We start from the raw sequence: 18,306 nt of genomic DNA, 5'->3' as shown, positions 1-18,306 counted from the left end.
GGTTTCACATATATGTGGATAAGGCGCATTTTTCTTAGAAAAAATATAAGAGAAATGCGCCTTTTGTATATTCACATTTCTTTTGTTCTATTCTAATGTAAGTTATGATGAATGGTAAGAAATCGAATATAGGGGTGGGTTTGAATGAAACGAGTGTTATTTGTTTGTACTGGCAATACATGTCGTAGTCCAATGGCTGAGGCGTTGCTTCGTCATCACGGAGGAGATAAGTTTGAAGTGCAATCTGCTGGTGTTTTCGCCTATCCTGGGAGCGATGCATCGGTACATGCGAAGGAAGCTTTAGCTGAAAAAGGAATTTTAATTGATCATGCGGCGCAGCAAATAAATGAAACTTTGCTTGATTGGGCTGATATTGTCGTAACGATGACAGAAAACCATAAGCAAATTGTACTTGGGCATTATCCGAGCGTTGAAAAGAAATTAAATACGTTATATGGATTAACTGAAGGTATAGGCAAGGACATTTCAGATCCATTTGGAGGCTCGCTTTCTATTTATAAAGAAACGTTAGATGAGATGGAAAAACTTGTACAAACTTTACTGAAAAAACATTCAGTAGGTTGATGTTTCGTGTATAATACGATATTGGAGATCACTTCTTCCTATGTGAGGTAGCGAGTGTGAAATGAAGATAATTGATTGAAACTTTGGAGGGGTAAAAATGAAAGTAGTAATAGCATCTGATCACGGCGGTATGAATATCCGCAAAGAACTTGTAAGTTTATTAGAAGAGTTAAATATTGAATATATTGATTTAGGTTGTGAATGTGAAGCTGGTTCTGTTGATTACCCTGACTTTGCGTTTCCAGCAGCTGAAATGGTAGCGAATGGTGAAGTAGATCGTGGTATTTTAGTTTGTGGGACAGGCATTGGTATGTCAATCGCAGCAAACAAAGTAAATGGTATCCGTTGTGCGTTAGTTCATGATACTTTCAGCGCGAAAGCAACGAGAGAGCATAATGACACTAATATGCTAGCGATGGGTGAGCGTGTAATTGGTGCTGGTCTAGCGCGTGATATCGCGAAAATCTGGTTAACAACTGACTATGAAGGTGGTCGTCACGAAAACCGCGTAGGAAAAATTAAAACATACGAAACAAAGTAATAGATTCTAACTATCAGTAGTGTGAAATATAATTTGGTGAACCAACCTGTGAAAGGAAGAGGCGTAATGACAGAAATCGTAAAGGTAAGAGAACAGCTACAAATGTCGCTTTCTGATTTCCAAGAACAAGCTTCATTACAAAGCGGTCAAATTTTTGTAGTGGGTTGTAGCACGAGCGAAGTGCTAGGCGAAAGAATTGGAACATCAGGAACGATGGAAGTAGCAGAGGCGATTTTCTCTGAGTTAAAACAATTTCAAGAGCAAACAGGTATTGAATTAGCGTTTCAATGTTGTGAGCATTTAAACCGTGCTTTAGTAGTTGAGAGAGAAGTAGCGATAAAATATCAATTTGAAATTGTAACAGTTACGCCTGTTAGATCAGCAGGTGGTGCATTGGGGACATACGCGTATCACAATTTGAAAGATCCGGTAGTAGTTGAGTTTATTAAAGCTGATGCAGGAATGGATATTGGTGATACATTTATCGGTATGCATTTAAAGCATGTAGCTGTTCCGGTTCGTACAAGTGTGAAGGCAATTGGAAGTGCGCATGTAACGATGGCCAAAACACGTGGAAAACTAATTGGTGGAGCGCGTGCTGTCTATGCGGCAGTGGAAGAGACTACCACTTGCCGTTAAATATGAGAAATTAGGAAGTCATATAGTAACTGTTTATCATAAGATAAAAGGTATGTTGTCTGACTTTATAATAGAAGAAAGAAAAGACCGATTTTCGGTCTTTTTTTTCTTTTATGATATAGAAAGTCATGTTAGAATGTAGTTGAAAACATGAAGGTTCGAAAGAATTACAACCTGAATTTTCGTTTTTTCTGAATAAATAAGAAAAAACTGTTGGGAATCGATGTAATTCGTTCAGAAAAGGGGGATTTTGGTGGATCATTTAAAACGTCAAGATGAAAAGGTATTTGCTGCAATTGAGGCAGAACTAGGAAGACAGCGTTCAAAGATTGAGTTAATTGCTTCGGAAAACTTCGTAAGTGAAGCAGTAATGGAGGCACAAGGTTCTGTTTTAACGAATAAGTATGCTGAAGGATATCCTGGAAAACGTTACTATGGTGGCTGTGAACACGTAGACGTAGTAGAAGATATCGCACGTGATCGCGTGAAAGAAATTTTCGGCGCAGAGCACGTAAATGTTCAACCACACTCTGGTGCACAAGCGAACATGGCAGTATACTTTACGATTTTAGAGCAAGGCGATACAGTACTTGGTATGAACTTATCTCATGGTGGTCACTTAACACACGGAAGCCCTGTTAACTTCAGTGGAGTACAATATAATTTCGTAGAATATGGCGTGGATGCTGACTCTCACCGTATTAATTACGATGATGTATTAGCAAAAGCGAAAGAACATAAACCAAAATTAATCGTTGCAGGTGCAAGTGCATACCCTCGTGTTATCGATTTCAAGCGATTCCGTGAGATTGCAGATGAAGTGGGCGCTTATTTAATGGTTGATATGGCACATATCGCTGGTTTAGTAGCTGCTGGTTTACACCCAAATCCAGTACCACATGCACATTTCGTTACAACGACAACACATAAAACGTTACGTGGTCCGCGTGGTGGTATGATTTTATGTGAAGAGCAATTTGCAAAACAAATTGATAAATCAATCTTCCCTGGTATTCAAGGTGGTCCACTTATGCACGTAATCGCTGCAAAAGCTGTTGCATTTGGTGAAGCACTTCAAGATGATTTCAAAACATATGCACAAAATATCATTAACAATGCGAACCGCTTAGCTGAAGGTCTTCAAAAAGAAGGACTTACACTTGTTTCTGGCGGAACAGACAATCACTTAATCTTGATTGATGTTCGTAACTTAGAAATCACAGGTAAAGTAGCAGAGCACGTATTAGATGAAGTTGGTATTACAGTGAACAAAAATACAATTCCATTTGAAACAGCAAGCCCATTTGTAACAAGTGGTGTACGTATCGGTACAGCAGCTGTAACATCTCGTGGTTTCGGTTTAGAAGAAATGGATGAAATTGCGTCACTTATTGCTTATACATTAAAAAATCATGAAAATGAAGCTGCATTAGAAGAAGTACGTAAGCGTGTAGAAGTGTTAACTAGCAAATTCACAATGTATCCAAATCTATAATAGATTGAAGAAGACTGCCGAGACTTAATTGTTTTGGCGGTCTTTTTTGTGGACATATATTATTTTTAAAGTATGTATACAAATGATGAATAAATTTTGGCGATATAATGAAGGATACAGCTCCCATAATTGGTAAAGATACTAGATAGATTCATCGTAAAATCATGATTTTGCCAAATTTGCCCTTGAATATTAGTAGCGTTTTCTTTACAATCGTAAATAGTGTAAAAAAGCGTGCAAACGCATGAATATCATCTAAAGGAGAGATTCACATGGGAAAACTGTATGTATTTGATCACCCGTTAATTCAACATAAGATTACATATATTCGCGATAAGAATACAGGTACGAAAGATTTTCGTGAATTAGTGGACGAAGTAGCAAGCTTAATGGCTTTCGAAATTACTCGCGACCTTCCACTTAAGGACATTGAAATTGAAACACCTGTAAGCAAAGCGACAACAAAAGTGATCGCTGGTAAAAAACTTGGTTTAATTCCGATTTTACGTGCAGGTTTAGGAATGGTTGATGGAATTCTGAAATTAATTCCAGCAGCAAAAGTAGGACACGTTGGTTTATACCGTGACCCTAAAACATTGCAACCGGTAGAATACTATGTGAAACTTCCAACGGATGTAGAAGAGCGTGACTTTATCGTACTAGATCCGATGCTAGCAACAGGTGGTTCTGCGGCTGAAGCAATTAACTCTCTGAAAAAGCGCGGTGCGAAACAAATTAAATTAATGTGTATCGTTGCAGCTCCAGAAGGGGTAAAAGTAGTACAAGAAGAACATCCTGATGTTGATATTTATGTAGCAGCATTAGATGAGAAATTAAATGACCACGGATATGTAGTACCAGGTCTTGGTGATGCTGGTGACCGTTTATTCGGAACGAAGTAAGACAACTGACGAGCAGGGGAGATTCCCCAGCTCGTCTTTTTTGTTGTAAGCAAGTAGGGGAGGGGGAGAGGATAAATATACATCGTATATACAACATAAGTTGCATACACCTCACATATAATATAGAAGTCTTACGTCTGAGGAACACTATATTATGGAAGAAAAGCGTTATATCTCGAAAATATAATAGTGACAAACTTGTGAACATTTCCTTCTATTATAAAGAGAAAACTGTTAGAAATTGCATATATGTAACCAGTATTTAGAAGGGGAACGTTTTCATTTTTGGGAGGAAATGCCTAATACTCAAATTTTTAGATTTTTTACGATTTCTCGTTGACACTGTTAATACCCTATTGTATGCTAACAACGGGGATAGATGGTAGGGCTTTCAGTGACAAAATTACATCTATTCCGTGACGAAAATGTAAACTTTTTGTTTTGTATAGGATTTATGCAAAAAAATGAGTTATTATTAACACATCGTGAATGAGGGTTACATATTGGAGGGATGAATCCTTGCAAAAAAACGATCGCAGCCATATAAAAGCTTATGCTTTAATGTCAGGTATTCTTGCTCAATTAGTCGGTTCTATTCTTGTTGGAATCTTTGGTGGGCAGTGGATTGATAATAAGGTTGGAACGTTTCCGTTGTTTCTTATTATAGGGTTATTACTCGGACTAGGAACAGGGGTATACGCAATGATTCGACTCATTCGACATTACTATTCGGGAGAGCAATGATGATAGACGTACATGGACTTGTCCAAAGACAAAAGAAATATATGTACTACTTGCTTGCGCTTCTAGTGCTAGGATGGGGATTTACCTCTTACAAGGATGTATTTCTTGGACTGATTATCGGGACGATTTTCAGTTTTCTTAGTTTGCGCATCATTGCACGTAGAACAGACAAGCTGCTAGATCGCGTAACAAATGGAGAAAACGTGAAGTTCAAGGCAACAGCGGTAAGTACATATTCAAGATTCGCCACGATTGGGTTATTAATTTTATTTGCAGCCAAATATCAAGAGTTAATCGCGATGTGGGGCCTAGGTGTAGGATTGCTGACAGGATACCTTGTCATGATCATAGATTTTCTTTATTTAGAGTATAAGAGCAGGGAAGAGAGGTGAATTACTAGTGGAACACGGTAAATTAGTTGAATTTCTAGGTTTAACGTTCGATTTGTCATCAGTTATGATGGTTACTGTAGCAGCAGTTATTGTTTTCTTAATCGCTGTTATCGGAACTCGCAGCTTAGCTCTTCGCCCAACCGGGATGCAAAACTTCATGGAATGGGTGTTTGACTTCGTGAAAGGGATTATCAATAGTACGATGGACTGGAAAACAGGTGGACGTTTCTTAACGCTTGGCGTTACGCTTATCATGTTTATCATCGTATCGAACTTCCTTGGTTTACCATTCATGTATTCAGCAACTGAAGCTGGCGAACATATTGCATGGTGGAGATCACCAACGTCTGATCCAGCAGTTACATTAACATTAGCCGTGATGGTAGTTACCCTCACCCATTATTATGGAATTAAGATGAAGGGTACGAAAGAGTACGTAAAAGGTTATTTCCAACCTATGAAATTCTTATTCCCATTAAAGGTTATTGAGGAGTTTGCTAACACATTAACGTTAGGTCTTCGTTTATTTGGTAACATTTATGCAGGTGAGATCTTATTAGGATTACTTGCTAAGTTGGGCGGAGCATCATTCCTTGGCGCATTAGGTGCACTTGTACCTATGTTAGCGTGGATGGGATTCAGTGTATTCGTTGGTTCAATCCAAGCATTTATTTTCGTTATGTTAACGATGGTTTATATGGCTCATAAAGTAAGCCATGACCATTAATATAATTTAAGTAAGAAAAAATTTATTTTTTTATAATACAAAGGAGGACAAATTAAATGAGTTTAGGTGTAATCGCAGCTGCAATTGCAATTGGTTTATCAGCATTAGGTGCAGGTATTGGTAACGGTCTTATCGTATCACGTACAATCGAAGGTGTTGCTCGTCAACCAGAACTAAAAGGCGCACTTCAAACAATTATGTTCATCGGGGTTGCTTTAGTTGAGGCACTTCCAATCATCGGTGTAGTTATTGCTTTCATCGTAATGAACAAATAAGGGAGACTCCCCTTACATAGATGGCGAAGAGTGTTTTTCCGAACTTTCTTCGCCATTGCTTTATGAATGAAACGTATGTCTTTTTTTTTCATATGATCAATTTAGATATTTTGAAGGGAGTGAATCCTTGTGCCAACTTTATTATTAGGTGCTGCCATTCCATTTGGAACGATTGCTTATACATTGTTCATTTTCTTACTTCTATTAGTAATGCTACGCAAATTTGCGTGGGGTCCTTTAATGGGAATTATGAAAGAACGTGAAGAGCATGTTACTAATGAAATCGACGCTGCAGAAAGAAGTAATGCTGAGGCGAAGAAGTTAGTAGAAGAACAACGTGAAATGTTAAAACAATCACGTGTTGAAGCACAAGAGTTAATCGAAAGAGCGAAAAAGCAAGCTGTAGATCAAAAAGATGTTATTGTTGCTGCTGCGAAAGAAGAAGCAGAATCAATTAAAGCATCTGCTGTACAAGAAATTCAACGCGAAAAAGAGCAAGCAATTGCTGCTTTACAAGAACAAGTTGCTTCTTTATCTGTTCAAATTGCTTCTAAAGTAATTGAAAAAGAATTAAAAGAAGAAGATCAAGTGAAGTTAATTCGCGATTATATTAAAGAAGTAGGAGAAGCGCGATGAGCAATGGGATTGTAGCAAAACGTTATGCTGTCGCTCTTTTTAAAATTGCTAAAGAAAAACACGTATTAGAAATGTTTGAAGAGGAATTACGCCTTGTACAAAACGTTTATGTAAAGAACGGAGAACTACATAGCTTTTTAACGCAACCGAACATTTCAAAGGAACAAAAGAAAACGTTTCTTGCAAACGTATTCGGATCTGTTTCTGAATCTATTTTAAATACGTTATATATTTTAATTGATAACAAACGCATTGATATCTTACCTGAAATTGCAGATGAATATGTTGTTCTTGCTAATGAAGAACGTAACGTAGCGGACGCAACTGTATATTCTACTCGTCTTCTATCAGAAGAAGAGAAGCTTAACATTGCAGAAGCATTTGCGAAGAGAACAGGAAAAGATGCAATTCGCGTGAAAAATGTTGTAGATGAAGATTTACTAGGCGGAATTAAAGTACGTATTGGAAATCGCATTTATGACGGAAGTTTACAAGGAAAATTAGCACGTATTCAGCGTGAATTAATGAAGAATAGATAGGGGTGAAGCACATGAGCATCAGAGCTGAAGAAATTAGCGCACTGATAAAGCAACAAATCGAGAACTATCAGTCTGAAATCGAAGTTAGTGATGTTGGTACAGTTATCCAAGTTGGTGACGGTATCGCGCGTGCTCATGGTCTTGATAACGTTATGGCTGGTGAACTTGTAGAGTTCTCTAACGGCGTTATGGGACTAGCACAAAACTTAGAGGAAAATAACGTAGGTATTATCATTTTAGGACCTTACACAGAAATTCGTGAAGGTGACGAAGTTCGTCGTACTGGTCGCATCATGCAAGTACCGGTAGGAAAAGAACTAATTGGTCGTGTTGTAAACCCATTAGGTCAACCAGTTGATGGTTTAGGCCCAATCAATACAACAAACACTCGTCCAATTGAAAGTCCAGCACCAGGTGTAATGGATCGTAAATCTGTTCATGAGCCACTTCAAACAGGTATTAAAGCGATCGATGCTCTTGTACCAATTGGCCGTGGTCAACGTGAGTTAATCATTGGTGACCGTCAAACTGGTAAAACAGCAGTTGCACTTGATACAATCATTAACCAAAAAGATGAAGATATGATTTGTATCTACGTAGCAATTGGACAAAAAGAATCAACTGTACGTAACGTAGTAGAAACACTACGTAAGCACGGTGCATTAGAGTACACAATCGTTGTAACTGCATCTGCTTCTCAACCAGCTCCATTATTATACCTAGCTCCTTACGCTGGTGTAACAATGGGTGAAGAGTTCATGTACAATGGTAAACACGTATTAGTAGTATATGATGACTTATCAAAACAAGCAGCGGCTTACCGTGAGCTGTCATTACTATTACGTCGTCCTCCAGGTCGTGAAGCTTACCCAGGGGATGTATTCTACTTACATTCTCGCTTATTAGAGCGTGCAGCAAAATTAAGTGATGCAAAAGGCGGCGGTTCTTTAACTGCACTACCTTTCATCGAAACACAAGCAGGGGACGTATCAGCATACATCCCAACAAACGTAATTTCTATTACGGATGGACAAATCTTCTTACAATCTGACCTATTCTTCTCTGGCGTACGTCCAGCGATCGATGCGGGTACTTCTGTATCTCGTGTAGGTGGATCTGCTCAGATTAAAGCAATGAGTAAAGTATCAGGTACACTTCGTCTTGACCTTGCATCTTACCGTGAGTTAGAAGCGTTCGCTCAGTTCGGTTCTGACCTTGATAAAGCAACTCAAGCGAAATTAAACCGTGGTGCTCGTACTGTTGAGGTATTAAAACAAGGATTACACAAACCATTACGTGTAGAGAAACAAGTTATCATTCTTTACGCTTTAACACGTGGATTCCTAGATGATATCCCAGTAGTAGATATCACTCGTTTTGAAGAAGAATTCCATGCTTGGTTAGATTCTAATGCGACTGACTTATTAGAAGAAATCCGCACAACTAAGAAACTTGCGGATGACGACAAATTTGCAGCAGCAATCAATGGATTTAAAAAAGTATTTGTAGCTTCTGAATAATAATAAAAAGTGAAGCCGACTGTTCAGCCCCATCGGCTAAGGTTCTTTCTCACAGAAGGTGCTTTTTACCTTCTTGTGGGGAAGGTTCTTAGACGAAAGGGGCTAGGAGGCGGAACTAGATTAATAAAAGCGGAAGCGGCTCGTTGTGAATGTGAGGGGGATGGAGCTTCTGACGAAGAGGCGGTGTTTGCCTCGTAGGAAGAAGTGAAGCCACCGAGCATTCAAGCCGCTGGAGCTAGATAGTATATATAAAAGGCATCTCGGGCTCTGAGATTGCTAAAGGTCATGTAAAGGAAAAGAGTAGGTGCACCTATTCTTTTCCTTCAATCATGAGCAAGAATATCTTGCAACGTAGATTAGGAAGAGGATTCTTACTAATCGTGCCAACTTCCGGAAAAAAGGTGGTGAAAACCTGTGGCATCTTTACGCGATATAAAAGCGAAGATTAACTCGACAAAGAAAACGAGTCAAATTACGAAAGCGATGGAGATGGTATCTGCATCTAAGTTAAACCGTGCAGAGCAAAATGCTAAATCTTTCGTTCCGTATATGGAAAAGATTCAAGAAGTAGTAGCGAGCATTGCGCAAGGAAGCAAAGGGATTAATCATCCAATGCTAAATGCGCGTCCTGTAAAGCGTACAGGATACATCGTTATTACGTCTGATCGCGGACTAGCAGGTGGTTATAACAGTAACGTATTACGTACAGTAAGTAACGTAATTCGTGAACGTCATAATATGGATTCAAACCAATATTCTATTATTGTGCTTGGACGACTAGGACGTGATTATTTAAAACGTCGCGGCTTTAACATTATTGATGAAGTAGTTGGATTATCTGACCACCCATCATTTACTGATATTAAAGACCTTGCTTCTCGAGCAATTGCGATGTTTGCAGATGGTGCTTATGATGAGCTGTACATCTACTACAACCATTACGTAAGTAAAATTTCACAAGAGGTAACGGAAAATAAAATTTTACCGCTTACTGATGTGGCGTCTGACAAACCGACGACAGCTTATGAATTCGAACCTTCTGAAGAAGAAATTTTAAAAGTACTATTGCCACAATACGCAGAAAGCTTAGTGTACGGTGCATTACTAGACGGTAAAGCAAGTGAACACGCAGCGCGTATGACAGCAATGAAGAGTGCTACAGACAACGCAATGGAAGTTATCGATTCACTTACACTTTCATTCAACCGTGCGCGTCAGGCAGCGATTACGCAAGAAATTACGGAAATCGTTGGTGGAGCAGCAGCGTTAGAATAGTATTAAAAGGCGGAAGCGGTTCGTTCAGAATGAGAGGGGGATGGAGCTTTTGACGTAGAGGCGATTTGTGCCTCGTAGGAAAAAGCGAAGCCACCGAACATTCTAACCGCTGGAGCTGGATTCAATAAAAAGTGTAGGTGGCTTGCTCAGAAGGGGAGGGCATTGGAACTCCTGACAAAGAGGTGTTCTTTGCCTCGTAGGAAGGGGTGAAATGACCGACCCTTCTAGCCACCGGAGCTAGATTCAATAAAAGGCGGAAGCGGCTCTGTCAAAAGAGTCGCGTAAGCTATAAACCAATAAAAAATTAAAAGCTAGCTGCTCGTAGAAAGTTGGCTAATTAAAAGAAAGCTAGGAGGGAACCCGATGAATAAAGGGCGCGTTACGCAAATCATGGGTCCGGTTGTAGACGTTAAGTTTGATGGCGGAAAGCTACCAGAAATCTACAACGCCCTTACGGTAAAACAAAGCAACGAAAACGGAAGTATTAACTTAACATTTGAAGTTGCACTTCATTTAGGTGATGATACAGTTCGTACAGTTGCAATGTCTTCCACAGATGGACTTGTTCGTGGCACAGAAGTAGAAGATACTGGTAAACCAATCTCTGTACCAGTTGGTGATGTAACACTTGGTCGCGTATTTAACGTATTAGGTGATGCAATTGACTTAGATGGTGAGGTTCCTGCAGATGTACATCGTGATCCAATTCACCGTCAAGCACCTGCATTCGAAGAATTATCTACTAAAGTAGAAATTCTTGAAACTGGTATTAAAGTAGTAGACTTACTTGCTCCTTACATTAAGGGTGGTAAGATCGGCCTATTCGGTGGTGCCGGCGTAGGTAAAACAGTATTAATTCAGGAATTAATTAACAACATCGCACAAGAGCACGGTGGTATCTCTGTATTCGCTGGTGTAGGTGAGCGTACTCGTGAGGGTAATGACTTATACCACGAAATGAGCGATTCTGGCGTAATCAAGAAAACTGCGATGGTATTCGGACAAATGAACGAGCCACCTGGAGCACGTCAACGTGTTGCATTAACAGGTTTAACAATGGCTGAGCATTTCCGTGATGAGCAAGGACAAGACGTACTTCTGTTCATCGATAACATCTTCCGTTTCACGCAAGCGGGTTCTGAAGTATCTGCCCTTCTTGGTCGTATGCCATCTGCGGTAGGTTACCAACCAACACTTGCAACAGAAATGGGTCAATTACAAGAGCGTATTACATCTACAAATAAAGGGTCTATCACGTCTATCCAAGCGGTATATGTACCAGCCGATGACTATACTGACCCAGCACCAGCTACAACGTTCGCTCACTTAGATGCAACAACAAACTTAGAGCGTCGTTTAACGCAAATGGGTATTTACCCAGCCGTAGATCCATTAGCATCTACATCGCGTGCACTTTCTCCAGAAATCGTAGGAGAAGAACATTATGAAGTAGCTCGTCAAGTACAGCAAACTTTACAACGTTATAAAGAGCTTCAAGATATCATCGCTATCTTAGGTATGGATGAGTTATCTGAAGAAGATAAGTTAGTTGTACATCGTGCTCGTCGTATTCAATTCTTCTTATCTCAAAACTTCCACGTAGCTGAGCAGTTTACAGGTCAAAAAGGTTCTTACGTACCTGTAAAGAATACAGTTAGTGGTTTCAAAGAAATTCTAGAAGGAAAATATGATGACCTTCCAGAAGATGCATTCCGCTTAGTAGGTGGCATTGAAGAAGTTATTGAAAACGCGAAGAAAATGATGGCGTAAGGCCTTAGGAGGGACGAAGTATGAAGACATTTCCAGTCAGTATTGTAACTCCTGATGGACCGGTTTACGAAAAAGAAGTAGAAATGGTAAGTGTAAAAGCAGAGAGTGGGGAAATGGGGATCTTACCAGGTCACATTCCAACTGTTGCACCATTAAAAATTAGTGCAGTTCGTCTGAAAAATGGTGGACACACTGATTATGTAGCAGTAAGCGGTGGCTTTATCGAAGTTCGTCCAGATAAAGTGACTGTATTATCATCATCTGCTGAAGAAGCAAACCATATCGATATCCATCGCGCAAATGAAGCGAAGCGTCGCGCTGAGCAACGTCTGCAAGATAAACAAGCGCATGTTGACTTTAAACGTGCAGAAATGGCATTACAACGTGCCGTGAACCGTTTAAACGTTTCCGATATGAAGTAAAAAAATCCGTAAGGGCTTTGCCTTTACGGATTTTTTTTGCGTATTTTATGGATAATTTTACAAAACTGGTATAATTATATTGATGCTTGTATAAGTAGAAGTGTACAACAATTTATATTTCATAAAGGGGATGAATCAATGATTGGTGAAATGAAGCGAGAAGCATTGTACTCTTTAAAGGGAAAATGGGGACTAGGTGTTGGATCAACAATTTTATATTTTATTTTAAGTTATGTCGTTTCGATGGCTGCAATGCTTATACTATTAATTCCAGGAATTATTATATTTCTCTCAGTTGCAAGCTTAACTGGATCATTTGAAGAGGAAACGATGTCAATTGGAGCAGGTATTACCTTTGGAATTTTTTATTGCATTATAATAATTTTGAGTAACGCATCGTATGGGATCACGTCATATGGTTATACAAATGTATTTTTACAGATTAGTAAACGAGAAGATGCTAAAGTAGATTACTTATTTGAAGGATTTCGTGGCTTTAAAAGAATGATGAAAACAATGTGGGCAATGCTTGCGATTTTGTTATATACAGGTACATGGATTCCGATGCTGTTAATAGGCTTATTTGCATTGTTAGGTGAAGAAGGGAATACGTCATTTGCAATAGCTTTCTTCGTACTATTAGCAATTTCAATTGTTGGTATGATTGTGATGTATTTTTCTTATGCACTGACGTACTATGTGATGATTGAAAATCCAGAATATAGTGTTTCGCAGGCGATGAAGGAAAGTAAGAATCTTATGAAGGGTCATAAGTTAGATTTGTTTCTTTTATGGCTGAGCTTCATAGGATGGGCTATTTTAGCGCTTCTTACTTTTGGAATAGGATTTCTTTGGCTTAGTCCGTATATGAGTACGACGACAGCACACTTTTATCGCTATATTTCAAAAGGTGAATTTCAATAGGAACATGCTATACTAATAGAATTATTGTGTATAGGAGGCGAGGCTACGCATGATCAGTGATTTAAAAGGAGAAGCACTAGATTCATTAGAAGGGAAATGGGGATTAGCTGTTGGAGCTACACTACTCATTTCAATTCTTATCACGGCTTTTAGTTTTAGTGTTGATTGGGGATTTTCTTTAATTTTCGGTTGGCAAAAAACAAATGGTTCACTTTCAACGAATATTCTTACATTTTTTGTTACTGGACCGTTAACTTTAGGTGGATATTACCTTGGTTTAAATATCCTTCGTGAAAAGCAAGCTAGTATTGGTAATATATTCATTTGGTTTTCAGAGGGAAAGAGATTTCTAAAATCATTTTTATTATATTTATTAGTAAATCTTTATCTTTTTTTATGGACGTTATTGTTCATTATTCCAGGTATTATTAAATCTTTTTCTTATGCGATGACATACTTTATTATAAACGATCATCCTGAGTATTCACTGAACCAAGCTATTACAGAAAGTCGTCGTATGATGGATGGACATAAGATGGAGTATTTCATTTTATGTTTAAGTTTTATTGGCTGGTTTATATTAAGTTGTATTACATTAGGAATTGGATTCCTGTGGTTAATTCCATATTTCTATACGACATCTGCAGCTTTTTACGAAGCGATCGCAGAAGACTATTCTGAGAAAACTATTTAGCATTATAAAATCCCCAGTATGAATTATTTGTTCATACTGGGGGTTTTTTGTAGAAATTTTATAAACTGATTACTAGTAAGTGGTTTACTGAAATAGTAACCTTGCATATATTTACAGTTATGTTTTTGCAGAAACTTAAGCTGTTTTTCGGTTTCAATTCCTTCGGCAACGACTGAAAGATTTAAAGTATTTGCGAGGGAAAGTATTGTAGAAACGATGGCTCGTTCTTCAGGACGATGATCAGCTAATTGTGTAAATTCTCTCGGTACTTTTAATGTGTCGATTGGAAAAATTGATAAATAAGCAAGAGAAGAATACCCAGTACCGAAGTCATCAATGGAAGTTTGGATACCGTATTCTTTTAATTGCTTCAGTCTCAATAACGTTTCTTTCTCGTCAATCATTGCAATTCTTTCTGTTAACTCAAGTGTTACATATTTTGGATTGACTTGCACGTCGTTTAATATTTGTGAAATGTTTTCGATTAATTGATCTTGCCGGAATTCTTTTGCGGATAAATTAACACTTATTTTTAAATTTTGGTAGCCAAAGGTATGCCATATTTTTAATTGGAGACAAGCTTCTTGTAATACCCAATGTCCAAGTGGGACTACTTGTGGCGTCTCTTCTACAATTGGAATAAACTCACATGGTGAAATGTCACCTAATAGTGGGTGTTTCCAACGTATTAAAGCTTCAGCACCGATAATTTTATTTGTTGTCGTATCAATTTGTGGTTGATAAACGAGATAAAATTCTTTGTTTACTAAAGCGATTGGCAAATCTTTTTCAATTCGAGCTTTTCGTTCCATTTTTTTATATAGTTCTTTCGTGTAAAGAGAGCTACCGTTTTTTCCTTTATTCTTTGCTTCGTACATGGCCATATCAGCATGCTGCAAAATGGATAGCGCATCTTCACCTGCTTCAGGATATATTGCAATTCCGATGCTCGGTGAGATTTGTAAATGTTGATTTTCGATTTCAAATGGCTCATTCATGGCCGCTACAATCCTATCAGCTATTTTTTGGACATCTGGCTTTTTTTTGTAATTCTCGATAAGGATTGTGAACTCATCCCCAGCTAGCCGCGCGAGTTTCATATTTGATGTTGCTATTCTTTCGAGCCTTTTTGCTACTGCGATGAGCAACAGGTCTCCTACTCGATGACCGAGGGTATCATTAATAACTTTAAAACGGTCTAGGTCGAGAAACATAACAGCAAAAGGCTTTTTCGATATTTTTGCTCGTGCAATTGCCTGTTCTAAATGTTGATGAAATGCACGTCGATTTGCAAGCTCTGTTAAAGTATCATGGTATGCTAGGAAATTAATTTGTTCTTGTTGTTGTTTGCTTTCCGTAATATCTTTAATCATTAAATAAACCCCAGAAATTTTCTCCTTTAAAAAGATCGGTACGGCGGTAACGTGCAAGTAGTAAATATCTCTGTTTTTATGGTACGCCCGTATTTCTAAAGAGATAGAATACCCCTTTTTCACGCGATGAAAGGCGTTAATCATTTCTTCTAAATCTTCTTCGTATATGAGTGAATAGTAAGGCTGGTTTAATAATTCATTCGTTTGATAACCGAGTAAAGTAGTACCAGCGTTATTTACTTTGAGAAAATTACCGTACAAATCTAATGTGAAGATTGGATCTGGATGATGCTCGTATAAAGATTTAAACATTTGTTGATTATGATAGAGTTCATTTTTCTGTTCTACTAAATCTTCTGTACGTAGTTTAATTTGTTTCTCGAGTTCTGAGTTGAATTGCATTTGAGCTAGCAATAAGATTTTATTTTGTTTTCGAACTAAACTATGACGTATGAGAACGAAAGAGAAAGTTATTATAAGTCCGATTACTATAATAGGCGCAAAAACGTATTCAACTAATATGAAAACAATAAGCATTACTACCGAAATATACGGTAATGATAATCGGATTGATTCACCAATTTTAGGTGTTAGTAGTACTTGTTCTTGTTTTTCAGGCTTTTTTGTATGGAGAATACAGGCGATTGCTACTAGTACTAAGGTTACTTGATAGAAAGGAGTAACTGTAAACATAGAATACTCTGGTATGAAGTATTTTATATACGCATAAATCGCATCTGTAGTAGCATATAAAATTAAAGCACTGCCAAGAAGTGCACCGACCTTTTTAGGTAATAAGGATAGTGGTTTGAATAAAAGGTTGATTCCTATTAAGAGAAAGAGTAAATCAGCCATTGGATAGGTAAGTTGAACAAATATGTCGATATAGGATGTTGTAAAGATATGAATAGTTCGTTCAATAAGTAAGTAGTAACTTAAAGTAAATTGGGCTGTAACGATAATACAAATATCACATAGCATAAAAAGTTTTTCTAATAAATCTCGGTTATAAATGATTTCGTATAGAAAGGCAAACGTAAAGCTAACTAAAAAAAGTAAGTAAAAAAAGTCAGATGGATCAACGAACGTATAGAAGTCCTTTACAATTAAACGCTGATAGGCAACGACTATATCACCGATAAAATAAGAGAGAGCTCCAACAGATAATATGATCCAAAATAAACGAGATAGCCCTTCTTTCATGTTTGAAAAATAAAGTATATAACTACAAGCGATAATATCAATTAATAGGGTACTCGTTCCGATTAATAGCTGAAAAGAAAATGAGTATTCATATAGAAAAGGCATCGCTACATAGTGAAGCGTTATAGACAGCAATACAATGCTTATAAGAATACTTACATGTGTTTGTTTTTTCATTTATATCACCTACGGTTTCTTGAAAAGCATATATAAGTTTATATTTATTTTGCACAATTATAGCAAGTTGTAAAGATAGATTTTAATAATTCTTGTTTCTGCCTCCCAACATATCGACATAGGAATTTGAAGTTTGCTATAATGATTAGAATAGTTGCATTATTTAGAAAAATTTAAAAATAATAATTACTGCAACTAGGACATATTGTTTACTATGTGAACTTGTTCTTAATTTAGGGGGGAGGGTTTCACAATGGCAAGTGTATATGAAAATAGTTATATGATCGTTTTGATTTTCTTGCTATTAGGTATATTGCTGCCGGTAGTGGCTCTTACATTAGGAAGGATGCTGCGCCCAAATAAACCAAGTGCAGCAAAGGCGACGACGTATGAGAGTGGAATTGAGCCTTTTCATGATGCAAATATTCGGTTTCATGCTCGTTATTATATTTTCGCTTTATTGTTTGTGATCTTTGATGTAGAAACTTTATTTTTATATCCTTGGGCTGTTGCGTATGACAAGCTAGGTTTATTTGCATTAATTGAAATGCTCATCTTTGTTGTAATGTTGCTAGTTGGATTAGCGTATGCTTGGAAAAAGAAGGTGTTACAATGGTTATAAATTTTGAGGAATTACATCCAAATGAGCGAGCAGAATTAGAACGAAATATCTTTTTTTCTACATTGGAACAGTTGAAAGGATGGGCGAGGAGCAATTCTTTATGGCCGATGACATTCGGACTGGCGTGCTGTGCAATTGAAATGATGGGAGTAGGTTCATCACATTATGATTTAGATCGATTTGGGTCATTTTTTCGGACTTCACCAAGGCAATCGGACGTCATGATTGTATCGGGAACGGTAACGAAGAAGATGGCTCCTATTGTTCGGCGCTTATATGATCAAATGCCCGAACCGAAATGGGTTATTGCGATGGGATCTTGTGCGACAGCAGGTGGTCCGTATGTAAATTCATATGCTGTTGTGAAAGGTGTAGACCAAATTGTACCAGTTGATGTGTATATTCCTGGTTGTCCCCCAAATCCAGCTGCTTTAATTTATGGAATTAATAAATTAAAAGAAAAAATTCGTTACGAAGCAAAGACCGGGAAGCAGGTGACGAATAAATGAGCAATCCAAATAAAGATTTAGAGGAGCTGAAAAAAGAAGCAGCTAGGCGTGCAAAAGAAGAAGCGAGAAAACGCCTTGTAGCGAAACACGAGGCGGAAATAAGTGAGCTTGAGGAAGAAGATCAAGAAAAAGAGAAAGCGCTACCAAAAAAAGATGATATTACTATAGAAGAAGCAAAAGCGGCAGCGTTAGCGAAGCAGAAAAGAGAAGGAACCGAAGAAGTAACGGAAGAAGAAAAAGCGAAAGCCAAGGCGAAGGCAGCAGCAGCTGCAAAAGCAAAAGCGGCAGCATTGGCGAAGCAGAAAAGAGAAGGGACAGAAGAAGTAACGGAAGAAGAAAAAG

At 37.9% G+C, this 18,306-nt stretch carries 21 protein-coding genes and 1 pseudogene; 21 read left to right on the top strand and 1 reads right to left on the bottom strand.

What is annotated here, in order from left to right:
* Positions 1–144: 144 nt before the first annotated feature.
* From GBN78_RS15180 to GBN78_RS15095, 18 genes are all read left to right on the top strand, one after another.
* Positions 145–585 (top strand): low molecular weight protein arginine phosphatase, encoded by a 441-nt coding sequence (locus tag GBN78_RS15180; RefSeq protein ID WP_000832368.1) that lies wholly within the window; start codon positions 145–147, stop codon positions 583–585.
* 97 nt (positions 586–682) lie between these two features.
* A complete protein-coding gene (gene rpiB, locus GBN78_RS15175; protein WP_000869542.1) occupies positions 683–1,126 on the top strand; it encodes a ribose 5-phosphate isomerase B in 444 nt (147 codons plus the stop codon).
* 66 nt (positions 1,127–1,192) lie between these two features.
* Positions 1,193–1,765 (top strand): TIGR01440 family protein, encoded by a 573-nt coding sequence (locus tag GBN78_RS15170; protein WP_000136376.1) that lies wholly within the window; start codon positions 1,193–1,195, stop codon positions 1,763–1,765.
* 253 nt (positions 1,766–2,018) lie between these two features.
* Entirely contained in the window at positions 2,019–3,260 is a 1,242-nt protein-coding gene (gene glyA, locus GBN78_RS15165) for a serine hydroxymethyltransferase (protein WP_061139589.1), read from the top strand.
* A gap of 272 nt (positions 3,261–3,532) precedes the next feature.
* On the top strand, positions 3,533–4,162 hold the full coding sequence (gene upp, locus GBN78_RS15160; protein ID WP_000517539.1) for a uracil phosphoribosyltransferase: 630 nt from the start codon (positions 3,533–3,535) through the stop codon (positions 4,160–4,162).
* 379 nt (positions 4,163–4,541) lie between these two features.
* Positions 4,542–4,655 carry a DUF4024 domain-containing protein gene (locus GBN78_RS15155; protein WP_000232962.1) on the top strand — a complete coding sequence of 38 codons (114 nt, stop codon included), beginning with the start codon at positions 4,542–4,544 and terminating at the stop codon, positions 4,653–4,655.
* A 26-nt stretch (positions 4,656–4,681) separates the two neighbouring features.
* Positions 4,682–4,906, top strand: coding sequence for an AtpZ/AtpI family protein (locus tag GBN78_RS15150; protein ID WP_001171223.1), 225 nt, complete (start codon positions 4,682–4,684; stop codon positions 4,904–4,906).
* Positions 4,906–5,298: an ATP synthase subunit I gene (locus tag GBN78_RS15145; protein ID WP_000567600.1), complete on the top strand. Its 393-nt coding sequence runs from the start codon at positions 4,906–4,908 to the stop codon at positions 5,296–5,298. Before GBN78_RS15150 ends, GBN78_RS15145 begins: the two co-directional genes overlap by 1 nt.
* A 7-nt stretch (positions 5,299–5,305) precedes the next feature.
* Positions 5,306–6,025, top strand: coding sequence for a F0F1 ATP synthase subunit A (atpB, locus tag GBN78_RS15140; protein ID WP_000399870.1), 720 nt, complete (start codon positions 5,306–5,308; stop codon positions 6,023–6,025).
* Between the two features lie 56 nt (positions 6,026–6,081).
* A complete protein-coding gene (gene atpE / locus GBN78_RS15135) occupies positions 6,082–6,300 on the top strand; it encodes a F0F1 ATP synthase subunit C (RefSeq protein ID WP_000052064.1) in 219 nt (72 codons plus the stop codon).
* Positions 6,301–6,429: 129 nt separating this feature from the next.
* Positions 6,430–6,936 carry a F0F1 ATP synthase subunit B gene (atpF, locus tag GBN78_RS15130; RefSeq protein ID WP_001142618.1) on the top strand — a complete coding sequence of 169 codons (507 nt, stop codon included), beginning with the start codon at positions 6,430–6,432 and terminating at the stop codon, positions 6,934–6,936.
* Entirely contained in the window at positions 6,933–7,475 is a 543-nt protein-coding gene (gene atpH / locus GBN78_RS15125) for a F0F1 ATP synthase subunit delta (RefSeq protein WP_000064683.1), read from the top strand. The genes atpF and atpH overlap by 4 nt, the downstream gene beginning before the upstream one ends.
* An 11-nt stretch (positions 7,476–7,486) precedes the next feature.
* A complete protein-coding gene (atpA, locus tag GBN78_RS15120) occupies positions 7,487–8,995 on the top strand; it encodes a F0F1 ATP synthase subunit alpha (RefSeq protein ID WP_000027518.1) in 1,509 nt (502 codons plus the stop codon).
* A gap of 414 nt (positions 8,996–9,409) precedes the next feature.
* On the top strand, positions 9,410–10,270 hold the full coding sequence (gene atpG, locus GBN78_RS15115) for a F0F1 ATP synthase subunit gamma (protein ID WP_000157696.1): 861 nt from the start codon (positions 9,410–9,412) through the stop codon (positions 10,268–10,270).
* Between the two features lie 363 nt (positions 10,271–10,633).
* Entirely contained in the window at positions 10,634–12,040 is a 1,407-nt protein-coding gene (gene atpD / locus GBN78_RS15110) for a F0F1 ATP synthase subunit beta (protein ID WP_001032593.1), read from the top strand.
* A 20-nt stretch (positions 12,041–12,060) separates the two neighbouring features.
* On the top strand, positions 12,061–12,462 hold the full coding sequence (gene atpC, locus GBN78_RS15105; protein ID WP_000847211.1) for a F0F1 ATP synthase subunit epsilon: 402 nt from the start codon (positions 12,061–12,063) through the stop codon (positions 12,460–12,462).
* Between the two features lie 138 nt (positions 12,463–12,600).
* Positions 12,601–13,386: a DUF975 family protein gene (locus GBN78_RS15100; protein ID WP_000578830.1), complete on the top strand. Its 786-nt coding sequence runs from the start codon at positions 12,601–12,603 to the stop codon at positions 13,384–13,386.
* A 49-nt stretch (positions 13,387–13,435) separates the two neighbouring features.
* The gene (locus tag GBN78_RS15095) at positions 13,436–14,080 is read left to right on the top strand and encodes a DUF975 family protein (protein ID WP_152127494.1); all 645 of its coding nucleotides are present in this window, start codon (positions 13,436–13,438) and stop codon (positions 14,078–14,080) included.
* A 23-nt stretch (positions 14,081–14,103) separates the two neighbouring features.
* Here the strand turns inward: GBN78_RS15095 and GBN78_RS15090 are convergent, their stop codons facing one another.
* Positions 14,104–16,833, bottom strand: a complete 2,730-nt coding sequence (locus tag GBN78_RS15090) for an EAL domain-containing protein (protein WP_070184496.1) — start codon at positions 16,831–16,833, stop codon at positions 14,104–14,106.
* A 253-nt stretch (positions 16,834–17,086) separates the two neighbouring features.
* Here GBN78_RS15090 and nuoA point away from each other — a divergent pair, with 253 nt between their 5' ends.
* The 3 genes and pseudogenes from nuoA to GBN78_RS15075 all read left to right on the top strand — a co-directional run.
* Positions 17,087–17,455, top strand: a complete 369-nt coding sequence (gene nuoA, locus GBN78_RS15085; RefSeq protein ID WP_000179273.1) for an NADH-quinone oxidoreductase subunit NuoA — start codon at positions 17,087–17,089, stop codon at positions 17,453–17,455.
* Complete coding sequence (gene nuoB, locus GBN78_RS15080; RefSeq protein ID WP_000236331.1) at positions 17,446–17,964, top strand: NADH-quinone oxidoreductase subunit NuoB; 519 nt, start codon at positions 17,446–17,448, stop codon at positions 17,962–17,964. Before nuoA ends, nuoB begins: the two co-directional genes overlap by 10 nt.
* Positions 17,961–18,306 (top strand): annotated as a pseudogene (locus GBN78_RS15075) (NADH-quinone oxidoreductase subunit C); the annotation flags it as partial. The gene nuoB and the pseudogene GBN78_RS15075, both read left to right, overlap by 4 nt.

Source organism: Bacillus sp. B2-WWTP-C-10-Post-4 (assembly GCF_009183805.1).
GTDB lineage: Bacteria > Bacillota > Bacilli > Bacillales > Bacillaceae_G > Bacillus_A > Bacillus_A cereus.
This window is presented reverse-complemented; position numbering and strand designations above follow the sequence as displayed.

Excerpts from the sequence above, each read along its gene's own strand:
- GBN78_RS15095 (WP_152127494.1), top strand. The coding sequence starts at position 13,436 with ATGATCAGTGATTTAAAAGGAGAAGCACTAGATTCATTAGAAGGGAAA.
- atpD (WP_001032593.1), top strand. The coding sequence starts at position 10,634 with ATGAATAAAGGGCGCGTTACGCAAATCATGGGTCCGGTTGTAGACGTT.
- nuoA (WP_000179273.1), top strand. The coding sequence starts at position 17,087 with ATGGCAAGTGTATATGAAAATAGTTATATGATCGTTTTGATTTTCTTG.
- atpH (WP_000064683.1), top strand. The coding sequence starts at position 6,933 with ATGAGCAATGGGATTGTAGCAAAACGTTATGCTGTCGCTCTTTTTAAA.
- atpE (WP_000052064.1), top strand. The coding sequence starts at position 6,082 with ATGAGTTTAGGTGTAATCGCAGCTGCAATTGCAATTGGTTTATCAGCA.
- atpA (WP_000027518.1), top strand. The coding sequence starts at position 7,487 with ATGAGCATCAGAGCTGAAGAAATTAGCGCACTGATAAAGCAACAAATC.
- GBN78_RS15170 (WP_000136376.1), top strand. The coding sequence starts at position 1,193 with ATGACAGAAATCGTAAAGGTAAGAGAACAGCTACAAATGTCGCTTTCT.
- GBN78_RS15155 (WP_000232962.1), top strand. The coding sequence starts at position 4,542 with ATGGTAGGGCTTTCAGTGACAAAATTACATCTATTCCGTGACGAAAAT.
- rpiB (WP_000869542.1), top strand. The coding sequence starts at position 683 with ATGAAAGTAGTAATAGCATCTGATCACGGCGGTATGAATATCCGCAAA.
- nuoB (WP_000236331.1), top strand. The coding sequence starts at position 17,446 with ATGGTTATAAATTTTGAGGAATTACATCCAAATGAGCGAGCAGAATTA.
- upp (WP_000517539.1), top strand. The coding sequence starts at position 3,533 with ATGGGAAAACTGTATGTATTTGATCACCCGTTAATTCAACATAAGATT.
- GBN78_RS15090 (WP_070184496.1), bottom strand. The coding sequence starts at position 16,833 with ATGAAAAAACAAACACATGTAAGTATTCTTATAAGCATTGTATTGCTG.
- atpC (WP_000847211.1), top strand. The coding sequence starts at position 12,061 with ATGAAGACATTTCCAGTCAGTATTGTAACTCCTGATGGACCGGTTTAC.
- GBN78_RS15145 (WP_000567600.1), top strand. The coding sequence starts at position 4,906 with ATGATAGACGTACATGGACTTGTCCAAAGACAAAAGAAATATATGTAC.
- GBN78_RS15100 (WP_000578830.1), top strand. The coding sequence starts at position 12,601 with ATGATTGGTGAAATGAAGCGAGAAGCATTGTACTCTTTAAAGGGAAAA.
- GBN78_RS15180 (WP_000832368.1), top strand. The coding sequence starts at position 145 with ATGAAACGAGTGTTATTTGTTTGTACTGGCAATACATGTCGTAGTCCA.